Source organism: Chryseobacterium sp. WG23 (assembly GCF_024586575.1).
Taxonomy (GTDB): domain Bacteria; phylum Bacteroidota; class Bacteroidia; order Flavobacteriales; family Weeksellaceae; genus Chryseobacterium.
In genome coordinates, this window is record NZ_JALCZE010000009.1 from 1 (window position 1) to 14,970 (window position 14,970).

The window sequence follows — 14,970 nt, forward strand, 5'->3', positions numbered from 1 at the left end:
TTTAGTCCGTTTTTTATTACTATGTAGTACCGTTCATAGGATATTAATTATTAAGATTCTACCTATGCATAATCTTTGTTCATTCTGTAGGAATCCAGCCTGAAAGAATAAAGCGAGATTTAGATTCCTACGGAATGGCACACGTCATGTAAAGTTTTAATTTGTAAACTCAAAAATAGATCAATATAAACGGGCTTTAGTCCGTTTTTTATTACTATGTAGTACCGTTCATAGGATATTAATTATTAAGATTCTACCTATGCATAATCTTTGTTCATTCTGTAGGAATCCAGCCTGAAAGAATAAGCGGGATTTAGATTCCTATGGAATGACACACGTCATGTAAAGTTTTAATTTGTAAACTCAAAAATAGATCAATAAAAACGGGCTTTAGTCCGTTTTTATTACTATGTAGTACCGTTCATAGGATATTAATTATTAAGATTCTACCTATGCATAATCTTTGTTCATTCCGTAGGAATCCAGCCTGAAAGATTAAAACGGGATTTAAATTTCTGTGGAATGTTTATTGTGTAAGGTTTTAATTTATACAACCAGAAAAAATATCAATAGAAACAGGCTTTAGCCTGTTTTTTTGTATACAGATTCCAATGGCTTTAGCCAAAACTTAAGATTACATTATTTACCTTTGTACAACATTCAATCCATATGAAAAAACTGTCCATTTTAGTTGTGTTTTTTGTAGGGCTGCTACAGGCACAGACATTATCATCCAATGAACTTTCCATTATCAATCAGGGTGATATTAATGCTGCACTCCCCATTTATCAAACTACAGATACCCATCAACACAAAACATTGCTAAGTTTTTCTGCAGAAATCAATCCTACAGATCCTAATACAGCTGTTTTGGTAAAAAGGATGAAAGAATCTCTTCTTTCTACAGATGGGGGCGTAGGAATTGCTGCACCACAGGTTGGAATCAATAGAAAGATAATCTGGGTACAGCGTTTTGATAAAGAAGGAACTCCGTTGGAATATTTTATCAATCCCATGATTGTATGGAGATCTGATCTTCAAAATCTTGGACCTGAAGGAGATTTATCTATCCCTGATTTCAGAGATCAGTTTTACCGAAGCAAAGTTATTCAATTGGAATACGTAGATTTAAAAGGGCAGAAATATTCAGAAATTGTAGAAGGATTTACAGCGGTCATTTTCCAGCATGAGATTGACCATCTTTTCGGAATCCTCATTTCAGATAAAAAAGAAAAAGAGAAAAATGATTCTTATAAAAAGGTAGATGCGTACCAGAAAAGTGATTTGAATAGAAGGTAAATGATGAGTTATAAGTGATAAGTTATGAGTCATGAGTGCAGCGAAGCGGCGAGGAAGTTTGCTTAGTCAAATCGATGTATCGATTCATCCTTTGCTCACTTTCTTATCAATCCTATTATTTTTCTTTGCGTTTAAGAAAACACAAATTGCACTAATGGTTACACTAAGATCACAAATGATGCATGAGTAATGAGTAATGAGTAATGAGTAATGAGAGCAGCGAAGTTGCGAAGAAGTTTGCTTAGTCAAATCGATGTATCGATTCATTCTTTGCTTACTTTCTTATCAATCCTATTATTTTTCTTTGCGTTAGAAAACACAAATTGCAATAATGGTTACACTAAGATCACAAATGATGCATGAGTAATGAGTAATGAGTAATGAGTAATGAGTGCAGCGAAGCTGCGAGGAAGTTTGCTTAGTCAAATCGATGTATCGATTCATCCTTTGGTCACTTTCTTATCAATTCTATTATTTTCATTTGCGTTTAAGAAAACACAAATTGCAATAATGGTTACACTAAGATCACAAATAAGGTTTACTTCAACATTACCTGGCTATATCTTAAAATGCTTATAATGATCTATGTTGATCTGATAAAAAATAAAGGAGCTGTTTTAGAAATAAAACAACTCCTTTCGCTATAACTATGCTTAAAAAAATTGGATTAGTCGTTATTGGTAACTGAAAGTTTAACCTCAATATTGTTTCTGGTAGCATTAGAGTAGGGGCAAATCTGGTGTGCCTTATCCGTTAATGATTGTGCTTCTTCCATAGAAACTCCCGGAATATTAACATCCAGTTCCACAGCAAGTCCAAAACCTCCGTTTTCAATTTGTCCTATGCTGACTTGAGCAGCAACAGTAGTTTCACCGGTTTTTACTTTTGCTAAACTGATCACTCTGTTGAGTGCACTGTCGAAACATGCAGAATATCCGGCAGCAAAAAGCATTTCAGGATTGGTAAAGTCATCATTGGCTCCTCCTAAAGCTTTAGGCATTCTTACTTCAAGGTCTAAAACTCCATTTTCACTTTGTACATGACCGTTTCTTCCTCCCTGGGCCGTTACTTTTGTTGTATATAATGTTTTCATTTATTTTTCTATTTTCTTTAATATTTTTAAGACTGTATCTTTAAGGTGTAGCAGCTCTTCAGGCTGTATCCCAATTTTTTCCTGGATTTTCCCCGGAATTGCACAGGCTTTTTGTTGTAACTGTTTTCCAGCTTCGGCTAAAAATACCTCAACCACTCTTTCGTCCTCTTTTTTTCTTTTTCTTGTAATGAAACCCTTAGTCTCAAGTCTTTTGAGGAGAGGGGTTAAAGTACCACTGTCCAGAAATAACTTTTCTCCGATATGCGTTACGGTAAGCCCGTCACTATCCCATAATACCATCATAACGAGGTATTGAGGATAGGTGATGTCCAGCTCATCAAGAAAAGGACGGTAAAGCCCGGTAATCTCTTTGGCAATGACATATAGCGGAAAGCAGATCTGGTTTTCTAGTTTGGGTGTTTTTAAATTTTCCATGATTTTCGGGTACGAAAGATTCGATGAAGGTATTACTTTTTTATGATAAACTCATCCATTGGAACACGGACTTTTTTCATAGAAGACAGCCAGTCGTTTGCTTCGTCACGGTATCCAAGGTATAAAAGACTTACACTTTTCAATCCTAATTCTTTTAATCCCAATACTTCATCTACTACTTCATTGCTGAATCCCTCTGCAGGAGTACTGTCGATTTTAAGTTCTGCTGCCTGTGCAAGGGCAATTCCCAAAGCAATATAAGTCTGGCGGGCAGTATGTGCAAAATGTTCTTCAGGAGTCTGTGCCCCGTACATTTCTTTAATTTTATCTGTATAACTCCCAAAACGTCCTCTTGGAAGATCTCTTACATCCGTATGATGATCATATACTTTATCTATTTTCTCATTAGAATAGCTGTCCCATGCTGCAAAAACCAAAACGTGAGAAGAATCTCTCATTACCTCAGGATTTAAAGCTCCGGCTACCATCTTCTCCTTCATTTCCTGGCTTTCCACTACAATAATACGGAAAGGCTGTAGCCCTGACGAAGTAGGAGCCAGTCTTGCTGATTCTAAAATGGTTTTTAAGTCTTGCTCCGATACCTTTTTGGTTGGGTCATATGCTTTTACTGCATGTCTCCAGTTCAAATTTTCTATTAATGACATTTTCTGATGTTTTAAATTATATACTTACTTATTATCTGTTCCCGAAAATTTATGTTGTGGAACAAATTAATACTGCAAATATACAACAAATTAAATTGTATGCAATTTAATTTTGAAAAATTTTATTGCCGGCAATTTCAATAGGGTGCAATTAGTTTGATTTTCAACAAGATTCGGATTTTTTCAAAGCGGTGATATTCCAATCTTTGTCCTATCATTATAAACAAAAAACAATGCAGAGATTTAAAAACAAAACAGCTTTAATTACCGGAGGTACCAACGGCATGGGATGGGCCACGGCAGAAAAATTTATAGAAGAAGGAGGTACCGTAATTATTACCGGACGAACAGATGAAACGGTAAAAAATGCTTTGGCTAAGCTTGGTAAGAATGCTTTTGGAATTGTCTCCAATGCCGGAGATATGAAGGACCTGATGAATTTGCAGCGAGAGGTCAGGCAGTATACAGACCAGATCGATGTTATCTTTGCCAATGCTGGCTATGGAAAATTTGCTCCTGTTGAATATGTAGACGAAAACCAGTTTGATGAGCTTTTCAATGTATTGGTGAAAGGTCCTTTTTTTACTGTTCAGCAGATATTGCCGTTGATGAAAAGGGGAGGTTCAGTTATTTTTAATACCTCAGTAGCTACAGATATTGCCATGCACAATTTCTCAGTGTATTCTGCCGCAAAATCGGCAACACAGTCTTTTATTAAAACATTTGCGGTAGAGCTTACAGAACGTGGTATTAGAGTGAACGGAGTAAGCCCGGGACATATCAGAACCAATATTTTTAATAATACAGACTTAACCGCCGGGCAAATAGAAGAAGCTGTCCGGGATATCATTCCTACCATCCCTTTTAAAAGGCAGGGAGAGCCGGCAGAGATTGCTAATGTTGTTTTATTTCTTGCTTCAGAAGAGGCTTCCTATATTCATGGAGCAGAGATCAAAGTAGATGCCGGAATTTCTGTCATAAGATAATGAATATATTATTTGGCTTCTTTGACCTGTTTGATGATATTCGTATTATTTTCAATACCAATATCATATGTTTTTCCATTTTTATAACTCTGATTTACTTTTTCGATCAGAACCTTGTAATCCGGTGATTTTTTTGAAAGATAAAATACCTGAGCACTTATTCCGATAGCTACCCGTACGAAATCGTCCGGTTTGTCCGGATCTTCAGTAATACTTGAAATCGTTGAGTTAGTATACCAGGTTAAGTTCTGTGAACTGGAATTACCGGAGCAGGATGTAATCATAATAAAAAGTAATAATATATGGGTCCAGGCTTTCATAGCAAAAATGTATTAAGTAATAGCTCCTGCAATGTATGTAAAATAAGTGCAGGAGCTATTAAAAGTTAGTTAAAATCCACAACCTCCTACGTTAGGCGCTGGAGAAGGAGAACATCCTGATAAAGATGAGAATATATTCAATACACAATTGGTATTCACATAATTATTGTCATACAGTAAAGAACCGGCTGGGCTTCTATAGTAAACATTCCCTGCAGTATTTGCAAAAGATGAAACATAAGCAGATCCACAAGACGTATTCGTGCAGGCAGTTCTCCACGCCGTATCAGTTACTGGTCCGCTGGAGAATAAAGAAGGATCTATAATTCTTTTTTCTACCACTCCGGAAGCATTTTTAAAGCTTACAAGGATAGCAACATGGTATACCCATGATACACAGCAGGTACCTGTAGAAGCCCTTAGATTTCCATAGACGAATTGTTTTTCACAATCGTAACCCGCATTGATCAGTATTTGTCTCATTTTATGAGCTCTTGCATAGCAACCGTCTACAGGATATCTGAAAGTGATACAAGGGGAAGAAGCTGTAGAAGTTCCACATGCCTGATTTTTAATCTGAGCAAATAAACTGTTTAAAGTAGCTAAATTAGGGATAATGCTGGTTAATCTTCTTGCTTCTACCTGTACATCTTTCGTTAAAACAGATTTGAAATAACGGACATCTTCCTCTGTTGCTTTATCTACTTTTACAATTTCATGGCTATTAGGCTTTAAAAAAACATGAATTGGAGTTTCATCAGCTACAGCCTTTCTGATCATGGAAATATAGTTTTCATTTTCCTTGCTGTCCTGGATTTCAAAAGGCTGAGCAGTAATGATAAATGATACTTTAAATTTTCCGTTTTCTTTCTGTATCCCTACCGGGACAGTTCTTCCGAAATCTTTCAGAGCAATTTCTTTAGACTCTTTCGGGTTCATGCTTTCTTGGTTTGCGTTCGTGTCTGAACAGGAATTGAATGACAGTACTGATACAAATACCATCATTGATAGCAAAAATTTTTTCATAATTCTCATAAATTTGGTGGTTAAAAATTTGTTCTTTACCGTGAAATTAGTTCACTTTAAAGTGATATTAAAAGTATAAAAAAATAAAATATCACCAAATTATTTTTACGAAAATTTTAAAAAAAATATAAAATATTGATTTTTTAAGTTAATTAATAAGCTTAAATATACGTATATCAATAATCATATGGTTTAAAATATAGTTTTTTTTAATTTTGAAATAGATATTGATTTTTATTTGTTTCAAAAGAAAATCCAGTTTCAACTATTGAAACTGGATTAAGTTTTCTCAAATTGTATCATAGAAAAGATACACAGGGAGTTGATATCTGTTTGATCATTATTTATAGATCATTTCAGCTTGAAAAACATCTGCAAAATGTTTTCTGATCTTTGCTTTCAGCTCTTCCACCTCTTCCGGTGTCAGTTCTCTTTCAAGTTCTCTTTTTAAAGAAGTGACGTGCTTATCTTTAATTCCACATGGAATAATATATTCAAAATAACGCATATCCGTATTGACATTCAAGGCAAAACCATGCAGTGTTACCCATCGGGAAGCTTTCACTCCCATAGCACACATCTTTCTTGCATAAGGTTTTCCTACATCCAGCCAGACTCCGGTTTCACCCTGAGAACGTTCTCCTTTAAGGCCATATTCTGCAATAGTTCTGATAATAACTTCTTCCAGATTTCTCATATATAAATGAATATCCGTAAAGAAATTTTCAAGATCCAGAACCGGGTAACCAACGATCTGTCCGTATCCATGATAGGTAATATCTCCTCCACGGTTAGTTTTTACGTAGGTAGCTTCTATTTCTTTCAGTTTATCAATCCCGGCGAGCATATTTTCCTCATGGCCGCTCTTTCCTAAAGTATACACATGGGGATGTTCTACAAAAAGAAGATGGTTGGGGGTAGTAATGTGCTGTTCTGCAGGAAGATCACGGTTTTTAATTTTAGTGTCAATAATACTCTTCATCAGTGTTTCCTGATAATCCCAGGCGGGTTGGTATTCCTTGATCCCTAAATCTTCAAATTCTACTGCTTTATTTTGATTTGTATTCATTTCAATTTTTAGACATACAAATTTAGTGAATTTTAGTCTTTTATGGAATGGATAAAATCTATAGCCTTTTTCGTCCAGTCTTTATGCTGTAATAAAATATTTACAAAGGCTGTTCCAATGATTCCACCATTTGCTTTTTCGGTCACATTTTCAAAATCTACTTTAGATTTGATTCCGAAACCGATCATAACAGGATTTTTAAGAGGAAGAGACGCTAATCTGGTCAGATAATTTTCATTCTTTACCACAGCATTTTCATTTCCTGTCGTAGAGGAAGAACTCACTGCATACAAGAATCCTGAACTTAAAGAATCTAAATAGAGAATTCTCTCATCAGATGTTTCCGGAGTAACCAGAAAGGTGAAGTTGAGATGGTATTTTTGTAAAATATGCTGATAATTTTTCTCAAACTCAATAGGAGGGAGATCAGGCAGGATAAGTCCTGAAACACCACTTTCTGAACATTCTTTACAGAACTTTTCAAATCCAAAACTTAAGACTGGATTAATATATCCCATCAAAATAATCGGAATTTTTATTTCATTTTTTATGGTTTTTAACTGAGAAAAAAGCTTTTCTATAGTCATTCCGTTTTGCAATGCGAGCTCGTGTGCCTGCTGAATCACCGGTCCGTCCGCCACCGGATCAGAGTAAGGCATTCCGATTTCAATCATATCCGCTCCGGAATTCTGAATTAATTTTATAATTTCAGGAGTATCTTCCAGTTGTGGAATCCCTGCTGTGAAGTATATATTTAATTTTTTCATTTCTTATTGTATTAAAGTAGAATAGATACATTCTACATCCGACATTTTACAGATTTTTCAAATACGTTTCCATATCCTTGTCTCCACGGCCGCTCAGACAAATAACAACAATATCATTTTCTTTAAATTTTTTCTTGTCCAGAACAGCTAAAGCATGGGAGCTTTCTAAAGCAGGAATAATACCTTCCAACTTAGTGAGGTCAAAAGCAGATTGTAAAGCTTCATCATCATTGATGCTGAAGAATTCTGCCCGTTTTTCCTGAAACAAATGAGCATGGAAAGGTCCGATTCCCGGGTAATCAAGTCCGGCAGAGATAGAGTGAGGTTCTATGACCTGCCCGTCTGCAGTTTGCATCACCAGGCTTTTGCTTCCATGAAGAACTCCCAAAGTTCCTAAAAAGGTAGTAGCAGCAGATTTTCCGGAATCTACTCCAAGACCTCCGGCCTCTGCAGCAATGATTTTCACGTCTTTTTCTTCTACAAAATGGTAAAAAGTTCCTGCAGCATTACTGCCTCCTCCCACGCAGGCAATTACATAATCGGGATTCTCCCTTCCGATTTTCTCCTTAAGCTGCTCCTTAATTTCTTTTGAAATAATACTCTGAAACCTTGCCACAAGATCCGGAAAAGGATGAGGTCCCACTACACTTCCGATCACATAATGTGTCGTTACAGGATTGTTGATCCAATCTCTTAACGCTTCATTTACAGCATCTTTCAGTGTCTTTGAGCCTGATGTAGCGGCAATAACCTCTGCGCCAAGCATTTTCATCCTTGCCACATTGGGAGCCTGTCTCTGAATATCTATTTCTCCCATATAAACAATACACTCAAGACCAAGAAGCGCACAGGCGGTAGCAGTAGCAACACCATGCTGCCCCGCTCCGGTTTCAGCAATAATCCTGGTTTTCCCTAAACGTTTTGCAAGCAGAACCTGCCCTAAAGCATTATTGATTTTATGAGCTCCGGTATGGTTCAGGTCTTCTCTTTTTAAATAAATCTGAGTATTGTATTTTTTACTTAAATTTTTTGCAAAATAAAGCGGAGTGGACCTTCCTACATAATGGGTAAGCAGGTCCTGATACTCATTCTGAAAATCTTCAGACTCAATAATTTCAAGATAGTTTTTTTGCAGTTCATCTACATTCGGATAGAGCATTTCAGGGATGAAAGCTCCTCCAAATTCTCCATAATATCCGTTTTCATCGGGGTTTCTATAATTCATTTCTTTATTCTTTAGTAATTAAATAGGCATTATTCTCTGCACTCAACTGACTGAGCTGTTCTTTTCTTTCTTTTGAAATATTAAAAATTAAAATATCATCGTCATCAGAATTGATCCATTCTGAATCCTCATTCTCTTTGATTGATTTTGCCTTATCATACAGAATTTCAATATCACACTTCTGGTAAAAAGGACGGAGTTCCTTATGACAGAACCCAATGGTTTCTATATTTCTCTCACTCACATTATCTTTAAAATACCGGACAAGTTGGGCTCCATATCCTTTTTTCTTATGAGCTGAAACAAGTCCTACAGCCTCAGCAAAGGAAATTTGTTCTCCGGATATTTCTAATGTAAAATCAAAGTTATTACGGATAACAGCCAATATAGATTCATCCATATCCAACAGAAGATGAAATTCTGAGTCTTTAAAGAAAGTCCGGAAATAGGTAGGTTTCATAGTGCTCCATACTGAGATATCCCAAAGCTGAAGAATATGATCTATTTCAGCTTCCGTCAATTCTTTCGTTTGTTTTATCTGATACTTCATGAATTTAAATTATAATTAAAGGTAACAAAGAGTCCCGAAGAGGCAATTTAATCAATAGCAAAGGATAAAATCCTCCTGCTTTTGCATTTTATCAATCCCATAAATATTTTTCGTCATATTCCATCTTATGTTTTTTTAATATTTCAATGAGTTCATTTTTAAAATTTTGTTTCTGATGGTGCTGACGTTGGTTTTGGATATAATTCATTACAATACTAATATCTTTTTCTCCAACCGAGAAAGCTCCATAACCATCCTGCCAAAAGAAATTTTCATATTTCTTACCTTTTGTTTTGATCCATTTTGATGAATGTGCCTTGATTTCCTGAACTAATTTCATCAATGCAATTTTTCGGGACAGTTTACAGAGAATATGGATATGATCATCTGTGCCTCCTATTTTTAATGCCTGGCTTTCAAAATCTTTGCACAATACAGCAAGGTAAGAATGCAATTCCTTTTCTATTTTTTCATCAATAAAATCCTCTCTGTATTTCGTGCTGAATACAATGTGAACATAATTTTTGACTAATGATTGTGGCATTTTTTGTGTTTTTGGTTAATTGGACTGTGTCCAATTCTATGGTAACTCGTCCCGTTGGGACTCTTTCTTGTACAATATTGATGTAAACCGTTTAATTCTGTTGATATCTTTATTGCCGGGTTCAATTTCAAATTTTGAATTGATGTCTAATGCAAAAGGTTTTTGGTCTAATGATTTAATATTTTCTATATTTTCTTCTGAAATACCGCCACTTAAAAAATAAGGGAGAGGGATTTCAAATGCATTCAGTAAGGTCCAGTCGAACTGTTTTCCGGTTCCTCCAAAGGCTTTGCTGTCTGTGTCAAATAACAAATAATCGAGGGCTGAGAGTGGAGAATTGATAATCTGCTGTATTTTACTCTTATTTTCTACCGTGTCATTGCCGATTCTTATGACTTTAATGATTTTAATTTCCGGACTTAGCTTTTTTCTTAATTCAATGATAAAATTCTGGTTTTCATCGCCATGAAGCTGGATGTAATTTAAATGGGCTTTCTCAGCTATTTTCAGAATTTGATCTACCTCTTCATTCACAAAAACACCCGTTTTTCCTGAATGTTCAATGTTTGCAATATCTTGAAAACTCAGATGATTCAGCACATATCTCGGGGATTTGTCATAAAATATAAAGCCGAGAAAATCTGCTTTCATACCAATCAGCTCCTGAATCTGTTCAGTATTTGTTAAGCCACATACTTTGAGGTGAGGGTGCAGGTTCATTCAGTATATATTTTGTTGTTACTCATTTATTCTCACATTCTCAAACAGCTTTATTGGCCGATTTTAATGCTGAACTCTTGAAGTGCTTTTGCTGGATTAGAATTCTTCATAAAATATTCACCCATCAGAAAGGCATCAAATCCTTTTTCTTTTAAATAGCTGAAGTCTTCAAGACTGTAAATACCACTTTCTGCTACAGATAAAACGTCTTTTGGAAGTAAATTTTTTAACTGTACAGAATGTTGTAAATCAACTTTAAAATCTTTTAAATTTCGGTTATTAATTCCCACCAGGTCAATATGTGAATGAAAATGTTTTAATTCTTCCTCGGTATGAATTTCCAGTAAAACCTCCAGGCCTAGCTCATGGGCTAATTCTGTGAACTCCTGCACCTGATTGGGCGAAAGACAGGATGCAATCAGTAAAACAGCATCCGCTCCAATGCTTTTTGCTTCGTAGAACTGATACTCATCAACCATAAAATCTTTCCTCAAAATAGGAATATTGATTTGATTTCTTACAGTCAGAATATCACTGAGGTCACCCCCGAAAAAATCTTTATCTGTGAGGATAGAAATTCCGCTCGCCCCGAAATTTTCATAGGCAGAAACTACCTCTAAAGGAGAACTCGTGTTGTTGATAATTCCTTTTGAGGGAGATTGCCTTTTAAATTCAGCTATAATTCCGCTTTTATTTTTTACAGATTCTTTCAGAGAATAGGCCTTTCTTCCAAAAAATGCTGCATCTTTTAATCGGTCAACAGAAATATTGGATTTTGCAGCCGCAATCTCTTCTTTTTTTCTTTCAATAATTTTATCCAGTATAGTCATTTGGGTTTAGATAGAAGTTATAATGTTGGTTAAACAGCTTTGTGTTTTACTTTCAATTTATTAAAAGTTCAAAACTCTTCAGTGCTTTTCCGTTTTCCAGGCTTTCTTTAGCCAAAAGAAGACAGTCTTCATAAGATCCAAACTTATGGGTGTGGTGAAGTGATACGGAAGCATTGGCCAGCACTACGGAATTCTGCTGCTCTGTACCTTTGCCCTCCAGAACATTTCTGAAGATCTTTGCGGTTTCCTGAATGGTATTACCCGCTTTAATACCTTCCAGTGTTAAAGGATTAAAGCCTAAATCTTCTGCAGAGTAGATGCTTTCACCATTTTTAGTGATAATCTTAGTGTCATCAGTCAGGCTGATCTCATCATAACCGTCTAATCCGTGAACGAGCATGAAATCACGATCTTCTTTTTGCAGGAGATACTGATATATCCTTGCAATTTCCAGGTTGTATACTCCAATGACAGAATATTGTGGCTTTGCAGGATTTACCAAAGGTCCAAGAAGATTGAAAAAAGTTCTCAATCCCAATGATTTTCTCAATAATCCAACGGATTGAAGGGCAGGGTGAAAGTAAGGAGCATGCAGAAAACAGATATTAGCCTTTTCAAGATCTTCATTCAGCTGATCTGAATTATTTTTAAACTCATATCCAAGTTCCTCCAGTACATTGGATGAGCCTGTAGTGGTTGAAGCTCCGTAATTTCCATGTTTTGTTACCTTCTGCCCGGCTCCGGCCACTACAAAGCTGGCCAATGTTGATATATTGATTGTGTTTTTTCCGTCACCTCCTGTTCCTACAATATCGATGGTGTCTTTAGCCTCTATATTTACCGGAACAGCCATTTGCAAAAGAGCTTCTCTGAAGCCTTCCAGTTCTTTTAATGTAATATTACGCATCAGAAAAACACTGACAAAGGCAGTCACTTCTGCAGCATTGAATTTATTCTGGGCAATTTCAATCATGGTAGCTTTTGCCTCAGATTTTGATAACGTATTATGATTAAACAGGTATTGCAGTATTTCTTTCATTTGGGGTGTTTTTATTGTTGAAGAGATTTCCGTTGTTTTCATTGTAAAAGAAAGTTTTTAATGATGGTTTCTCCTTCAGGTGTTAAAATACTTTCCGGGTGAAACTGTACACCATGTACATCATAGGTTTTATGCTGTAAAGCCATGATCATTCCGTCTTTATCTACTGCGGTAATTTCCAGTTCTTCAGGGAAATTTTCAGGATTCACTGCCCAGCTGTGGTATCTTCCTACTTCAAGACCTGAAGTAATCCCTTTGAAAACTATAGTGTTTTCTTTTATAATTTCAGTAGTCGTTGCCACTCCATGAAAAATCTCAGACAGGTTGATGAGACTTCCTCCGAAAGCTTCTGCAATCGCCTGCTGGCCAAGGCATACGCCCAAAATACTTTTGGTAGGAGCATATTCTTTGATGAGATCCAATAGAATGCCTGCTTCTTCAGGAATTCCGGGGCCAGGAGAAAGAATTATTTTATCATATATTCCAACCTCTTCTAATGTAATCTTGTCATTTCTTATTACATCCACTTTTTGATCCAGAATTCTTTCGATGATCTGAACAAGGTTATAAGTGAAGCTGTCGTAATTGTCGAAAACTAAAACTTTAGATTTTGAGTGTTGGTTATTTATATTGTTGTTCATTTTTTTATTTTTTTGATTTGCCAATTGTTGGTGAGTTGTCAGGTTAGGTTTACTTTTTAGGGTATTTGTTTTACCTTACCATTTTTAACTTTTAACTATTTTTTCTGCTTTTTCTACCGCTTTTTTCAGCGCATTCAATTTATTATTCACCTCCTGTAATTCACTTTCAGGGACAGATTTGGCCACAATTCCGGCTCCCGCCTGGTAATACAGGGTATTGTTTTTGCTTAAAAATGTCCTGATCATAATAGCCTGATTACAGGTGCCGTTCAAGCCTATCATCCCAATACATCCACCGTAATATCCACGGGAATCTTTCTCATATTGATTGATAAGCTGTAAAGCTCTGTGTTTGGGTGCTCCGCTTAAAGTTCCCTGTGGAAAAGTTGCAGAAACCATTTCAAGAGGATTGATGTTTTCGGGTAGATCTGCTGTCACTTCACTTACCATATGAATAACATGGGAGAATAATTGAATTTCTTTAAGTTTGGTAACGGTTACATTTTTTCCAAGCTTTCCAAGATCATTTCTTGCCAGGTCTACCAACATGGTATGCTCTGCATTTTCTTTTGGATCGGCTTTTAATATTTCGATAGATTCAAGGTCCGTTTCAAAATTTCCTGTTCTTTTGGATGTTCCGGCGATTGGATGAATAATGGCCTTGTTGTTTTTAATAATCAGCTGACTTTCTGGGCTTGATCCGAATAGTTTGTAATTTCCGTAATCAAAATAGAATAAATAAGGAGAAGGATTGATGTTTCTTAAAGCCCGGTACACGTTAAACTCATCACCCTTAAACTTCTGCTCAAACCTTCTGCTTAAAACCAATTGAAATACATCTCCTCTCATGCAGTGTTTTTGAGCTATTTTTACCAATTCGATATAATCCTCGTTAGTAATATTAGAGGTTTCCTGGCCGTTTTTTTCAAAAGGATAAACCGGGGTGTTCTGATTTTTAATAATATTTTCCAAAAAGTGAAGCTCAGATTTTATACCGTCAATCTGATTTTCAATAATATACATCTCATCATTAAAATGGTTGATGGCAATCACATATTGATACAATCGGTATCTGAGGATCGGAAGCTCTACTTCCGGGCTTTGCTCCTTCAGATTTACATTTTCAAAAAACTGTACGGCTTCAAAACTTGTATATCCAAAAAGACTTTGAGCAGTTTGCTCGATGGGATCATCTGTTTTCTCACATTTGAAAACAGTGCGAAAGCTTTCAAAGATCTCAATAATATCACGCTCCATGATCAATTGTTTTACAGGAGCGGAATTAGGAAGTTTAACTTCAAATTCGTTGAGGTTTTTCACTTCAATTCCTGCAATAGCATTGATGGCAATAAAGGAAAAGTTGTTGTCAATACTCTTTGAATCAGAACTTTCCAAAAGGATGGTGTCCCTGAATTTATCTCTGATTTTAAGATAAATATTCATTGGAGTATGAAGATCTCCTAATGTTTTTTTCGAAACAGTTTTTATTTTGATAGTATCAGTAAACATCTGTAGTTTTATTTTTTAGGTGAGAGTAAGGAATAAAAAAAAGGCTTTAACGGAATCCGTCAAAGCCTATATATTGTATTTTAAATTAATTCTGCTTATGATTAGCAACATGACAATACCTCCAGACCCGACGAAGAGTTTGAAAGCCACCACCAAATATTGTTGCTCATATTTAACATGGGACAAATGTAGAAATTTTTTTAATACAAAGAATAAAAATTTGAAAAAAATAAAAAAAGAAGTATTAAAATT

17 protein-coding genes are annotated in these 14,970 nt (G+C 35.7%); 2 read left to right on the forward strand and 15 right to left on the reverse strand.

Annotation, left to right across the window (positions count from 1 at the left end; all coding sequences use genetic code 11):
• Positions 1-669: 669 nt before the first annotated feature.
• On the forward strand, positions 670-1,299 hold the full coding sequence (locus tag MP477_RS14405; RefSeq protein WP_230034434.1) for a peptide deformylase: 630 nt from the start codon (positions 670-672) through the stop codon (positions 1,297-1,299).
• Positions 1,300-1,966: 667 nt separating this feature from the next.
• Here the strand turns inward: MP477_RS14405 and MP477_RS14410 are convergent.
• The 3 genes from MP477_RS14410 to MP477_RS14420 are packed head-to-tail and all read right to left on the reverse strand — an operon-like array spanning position 1,967 to position 3,492.
• Complete coding sequence (locus MP477_RS14410) at positions 1,967-2,392, reverse strand: organic hydroperoxide resistance protein (RefSeq protein ID WP_047485524.1); 426 nt, start codon at positions 2,390-2,392, stop codon at positions 1,967-1,969.
• The gene (locus tag MP477_RS14415) at positions 2,393-2,827 is read right to left on the reverse strand and encodes a MarR family winged helix-turn-helix transcriptional regulator (RefSeq protein ID WP_257190954.1); all 435 of its coding nucleotides are present in this window, start codon (positions 2,825-2,827) and stop codon (positions 2,393-2,395) included.
• A 32-nt stretch (positions 2,828-2,859) separates the two neighbouring features.
• On the reverse strand, positions 2,860-3,492 hold the full coding sequence (locus MP477_RS14420) for an NAD(P)H-dependent oxidoreductase (protein ID WP_257190955.1): 633 nt from the start codon (positions 3,490-3,492) through the stop codon (positions 2,860-2,862).
• 233 nt (positions 3,493-3,725) lie between these two features.
• Here MP477_RS14420 and MP477_RS14425 point away from each other — a divergent pair, with 233 nt between their 5' ends.
• Entirely contained in the window at positions 3,726-4,478 is a 753-nt protein-coding gene (locus tag MP477_RS14425) for an SDR family oxidoreductase (RefSeq protein ID WP_257190956.1), read from the forward strand.
• Between the two features lie 8 nt (positions 4,479-4,486).
• Here MP477_RS14425 and MP477_RS14430 read toward each other — a convergent pair whose 3' ends face one another.
• From MP477_RS14430 to MP477_RS14485, 12 genes are all read right to left on the reverse strand, one after another.
• Positions 4,487-4,798, reverse strand: a complete 312-nt coding sequence (locus tag MP477_RS14430; RefSeq protein WP_257190957.1) for a hypothetical protein — start codon at positions 4,796-4,798, stop codon at positions 4,487-4,489.
• A gap of 69 nt (positions 4,799-4,867) precedes the next feature.
• Complete coding sequence (locus MP477_RS14435; RefSeq protein ID WP_257190958.1) at positions 4,868-5,824, reverse strand: protein-glutamine glutaminase; 957 nt, start codon at positions 5,822-5,824, stop codon at positions 4,868-4,870.
• Positions 5,825-6,164: 340 nt separating this feature from the next.
• Positions 6,165-6,893, reverse strand: a complete 729-nt coding sequence (lipB, locus tag MP477_RS14440) for a lipoyl(octanoyl) transferase LipB (RefSeq protein WP_257190959.1) — start codon at positions 6,891-6,893, stop codon at positions 6,165-6,167.
• 32 nt (positions 6,894-6,925) lie between these two features.
• The gene (trpA, locus tag MP477_RS14445; RefSeq protein ID WP_230034452.1) at positions 6,926-7,660 is read right to left on the reverse strand and encodes a tryptophan synthase subunit alpha; all 735 of its coding nucleotides are present in this window, start codon (positions 7,658-7,660) and stop codon (positions 6,926-6,928) included.
• A gap of 46 nt (positions 7,661-7,706) precedes the next feature.
• Positions 7,707-8,885, reverse strand: a complete 1,179-nt coding sequence (trpB, locus tag MP477_RS14450; protein WP_257190960.1) for a tryptophan synthase subunit beta — start codon at positions 8,883-8,885, stop codon at positions 7,707-7,709.
• A gap of 4 nt (positions 8,886-8,889) precedes the next feature.
• Positions 8,890-9,435, reverse strand: a complete 546-nt coding sequence (locus MP477_RS14455) for a hypothetical protein (protein WP_257190961.1) — start codon at positions 9,433-9,435, stop codon at positions 8,890-8,892.
• Between the two features lie 91 nt (positions 9,436-9,526).
• A complete protein-coding gene (tnpA, locus tag MP477_RS14460; RefSeq protein WP_257190962.1) occupies positions 9,527-9,979 on the reverse strand; it encodes an IS200/IS605 family transposase in 453 nt (150 codons plus the stop codon).
• A 36-nt stretch (positions 9,980-10,015) separates the two neighbouring features.
• Positions 10,016-10,699: a phosphoribosylanthranilate isomerase gene (locus tag MP477_RS14465; protein ID WP_257190963.1), complete on the reverse strand. Its 684-nt coding sequence runs from the start codon at positions 10,697-10,699 to the stop codon at positions 10,016-10,018.
• Between the two features lie 50 nt (positions 10,700-10,749).
• Entirely contained in the window at positions 10,750-11,529 is a 780-nt protein-coding gene (trpC, locus tag MP477_RS14470; protein WP_257190964.1) for an indole-3-glycerol phosphate synthase TrpC, read from the reverse strand.
• 52 nt (positions 11,530-11,581) lie between these two features.
• A complete protein-coding gene (gene trpD, locus MP477_RS14475) occupies positions 11,582-12,568 on the reverse strand; it encodes an anthranilate phosphoribosyltransferase (protein ID WP_257190965.1) in 987 nt (328 codons plus the stop codon).
• A 38-nt stretch (positions 12,569-12,606) separates the two neighbouring features.
• Entirely contained in the window at positions 12,607-13,209 is a 603-nt protein-coding gene (locus MP477_RS14480; RefSeq protein ID WP_257190966.1) for an aminodeoxychorismate/anthranilate synthase component II, read from the reverse strand.
• An 84-nt stretch (positions 13,210-13,293) separates the two neighbouring features.
• Positions 13,294-14,718 (reverse strand): anthranilate synthase component I family protein, encoded by a 1,425-nt coding sequence (locus MP477_RS14485; protein ID WP_257190967.1) that lies wholly within the window; start codon positions 14,716-14,718, stop codon positions 13,294-13,296.
• Positions 14,719-14,970 lie beyond the last annotated feature (252 nt).

Bases quoted from the DNA above. Each gene is read 5' to 3' on its own strand.
- MP477_RS14405 (WP_230034434.1), top strand. From the start codon at position 670: ATGAAAAAACTGTCCATTTTAGTTGTGTTTTTTGTAGGGCTGCTACAG.
- MP477_RS14410 (WP_047485524.1), bottom strand. From the start codon at position 2,392: ATGAAAACATTATATACAACAAAAGTAACGGCCCAGGGAGGAAGAAAC.
- MP477_RS14415 (WP_257190954.1), bottom strand. From the start codon at position 2,827: ATGGAAAATTTAAAAACACCCAAACTAGAAAACCAGATCTGCTTTCCG.
- MP477_RS14420 (WP_257190955.1), bottom strand. From the start codon at position 3,492: ATGTCATTAATAGAAAATTTGAACTGGAGACATGCAGTAAAAGCATAT.
- MP477_RS14425 (WP_257190956.1), top strand. From the start codon at position 3,726: ATGCAGAGATTTAAAAACAAAACAGCTTTAATTACCGGAGGTACCAAC.
- MP477_RS14430 (WP_257190957.1), bottom strand. From the start codon at position 4,798: ATGAAAGCCTGGACCCATATATTATTACTTTTTATTATGATTACATCC.
- MP477_RS14435 (WP_257190958.1), bottom strand. From the start codon at position 5,824: ATGAAAAAATTTTTGCTATCAATGATGGTATTTGTATCAGTACTGTCA.
- lipB (WP_257190959.1), bottom strand. From the start codon at position 6,893: ATGAATACAAATCAAAATAAAGCAGTAGAATTTGAAGATTTAGGGATC.
- trpA (WP_230034452.1), bottom strand. From the start codon at position 7,660: ATGAAAAAATTAAATATATACTTCACAGCAGGGATTCCACAACTGGAA.
- trpB (WP_257190960.1), bottom strand. From the start codon at position 8,885: ATGAATTATAGAAACCCCGATGAAAACGGATATTATGGAGAATTTGGA.
- MP477_RS14455 (WP_257190961.1), bottom strand. From the start codon at position 9,435: ATGAAGTATCAGATAAAACAAACGAAAGAATTGACGGAAGCTGAAATA.
- tnpA (WP_257190962.1), bottom strand. From the start codon at position 9,979: ATGCCACAATCATTAGTCAAAAATTATGTTCACATTGTATTCAGCACG.
- MP477_RS14465 (WP_257190963.1), bottom strand. From the start codon at position 10,699: ATGAACCTGCACCCTCACCTCAAAGTATGTGGCTTAACAAATACTGAA.
- trpC (WP_257190964.1), bottom strand. From the start codon at position 11,529: ATGACTATACTGGATAAAATTATTGAAAGAAAAAAAGAAGAGATTGCG.
- trpD (WP_257190965.1), bottom strand. From the start codon at position 12,568: ATGAAAGAAATACTGCAATACCTGTTTAATCATAATACGTTATCAAAA.
- MP477_RS14480 (WP_257190966.1), bottom strand. From the start codon at position 13,209: ATGAACAACAATATAAATAACCAACACTCAAAATCTAAAGTTTTAGTT.
- MP477_RS14485 (WP_257190967.1), bottom strand. From the start codon at position 14,718: ATGTTTACTGATACTATCAAAATAAAAACTGTTTCGAAAAAAACATTA.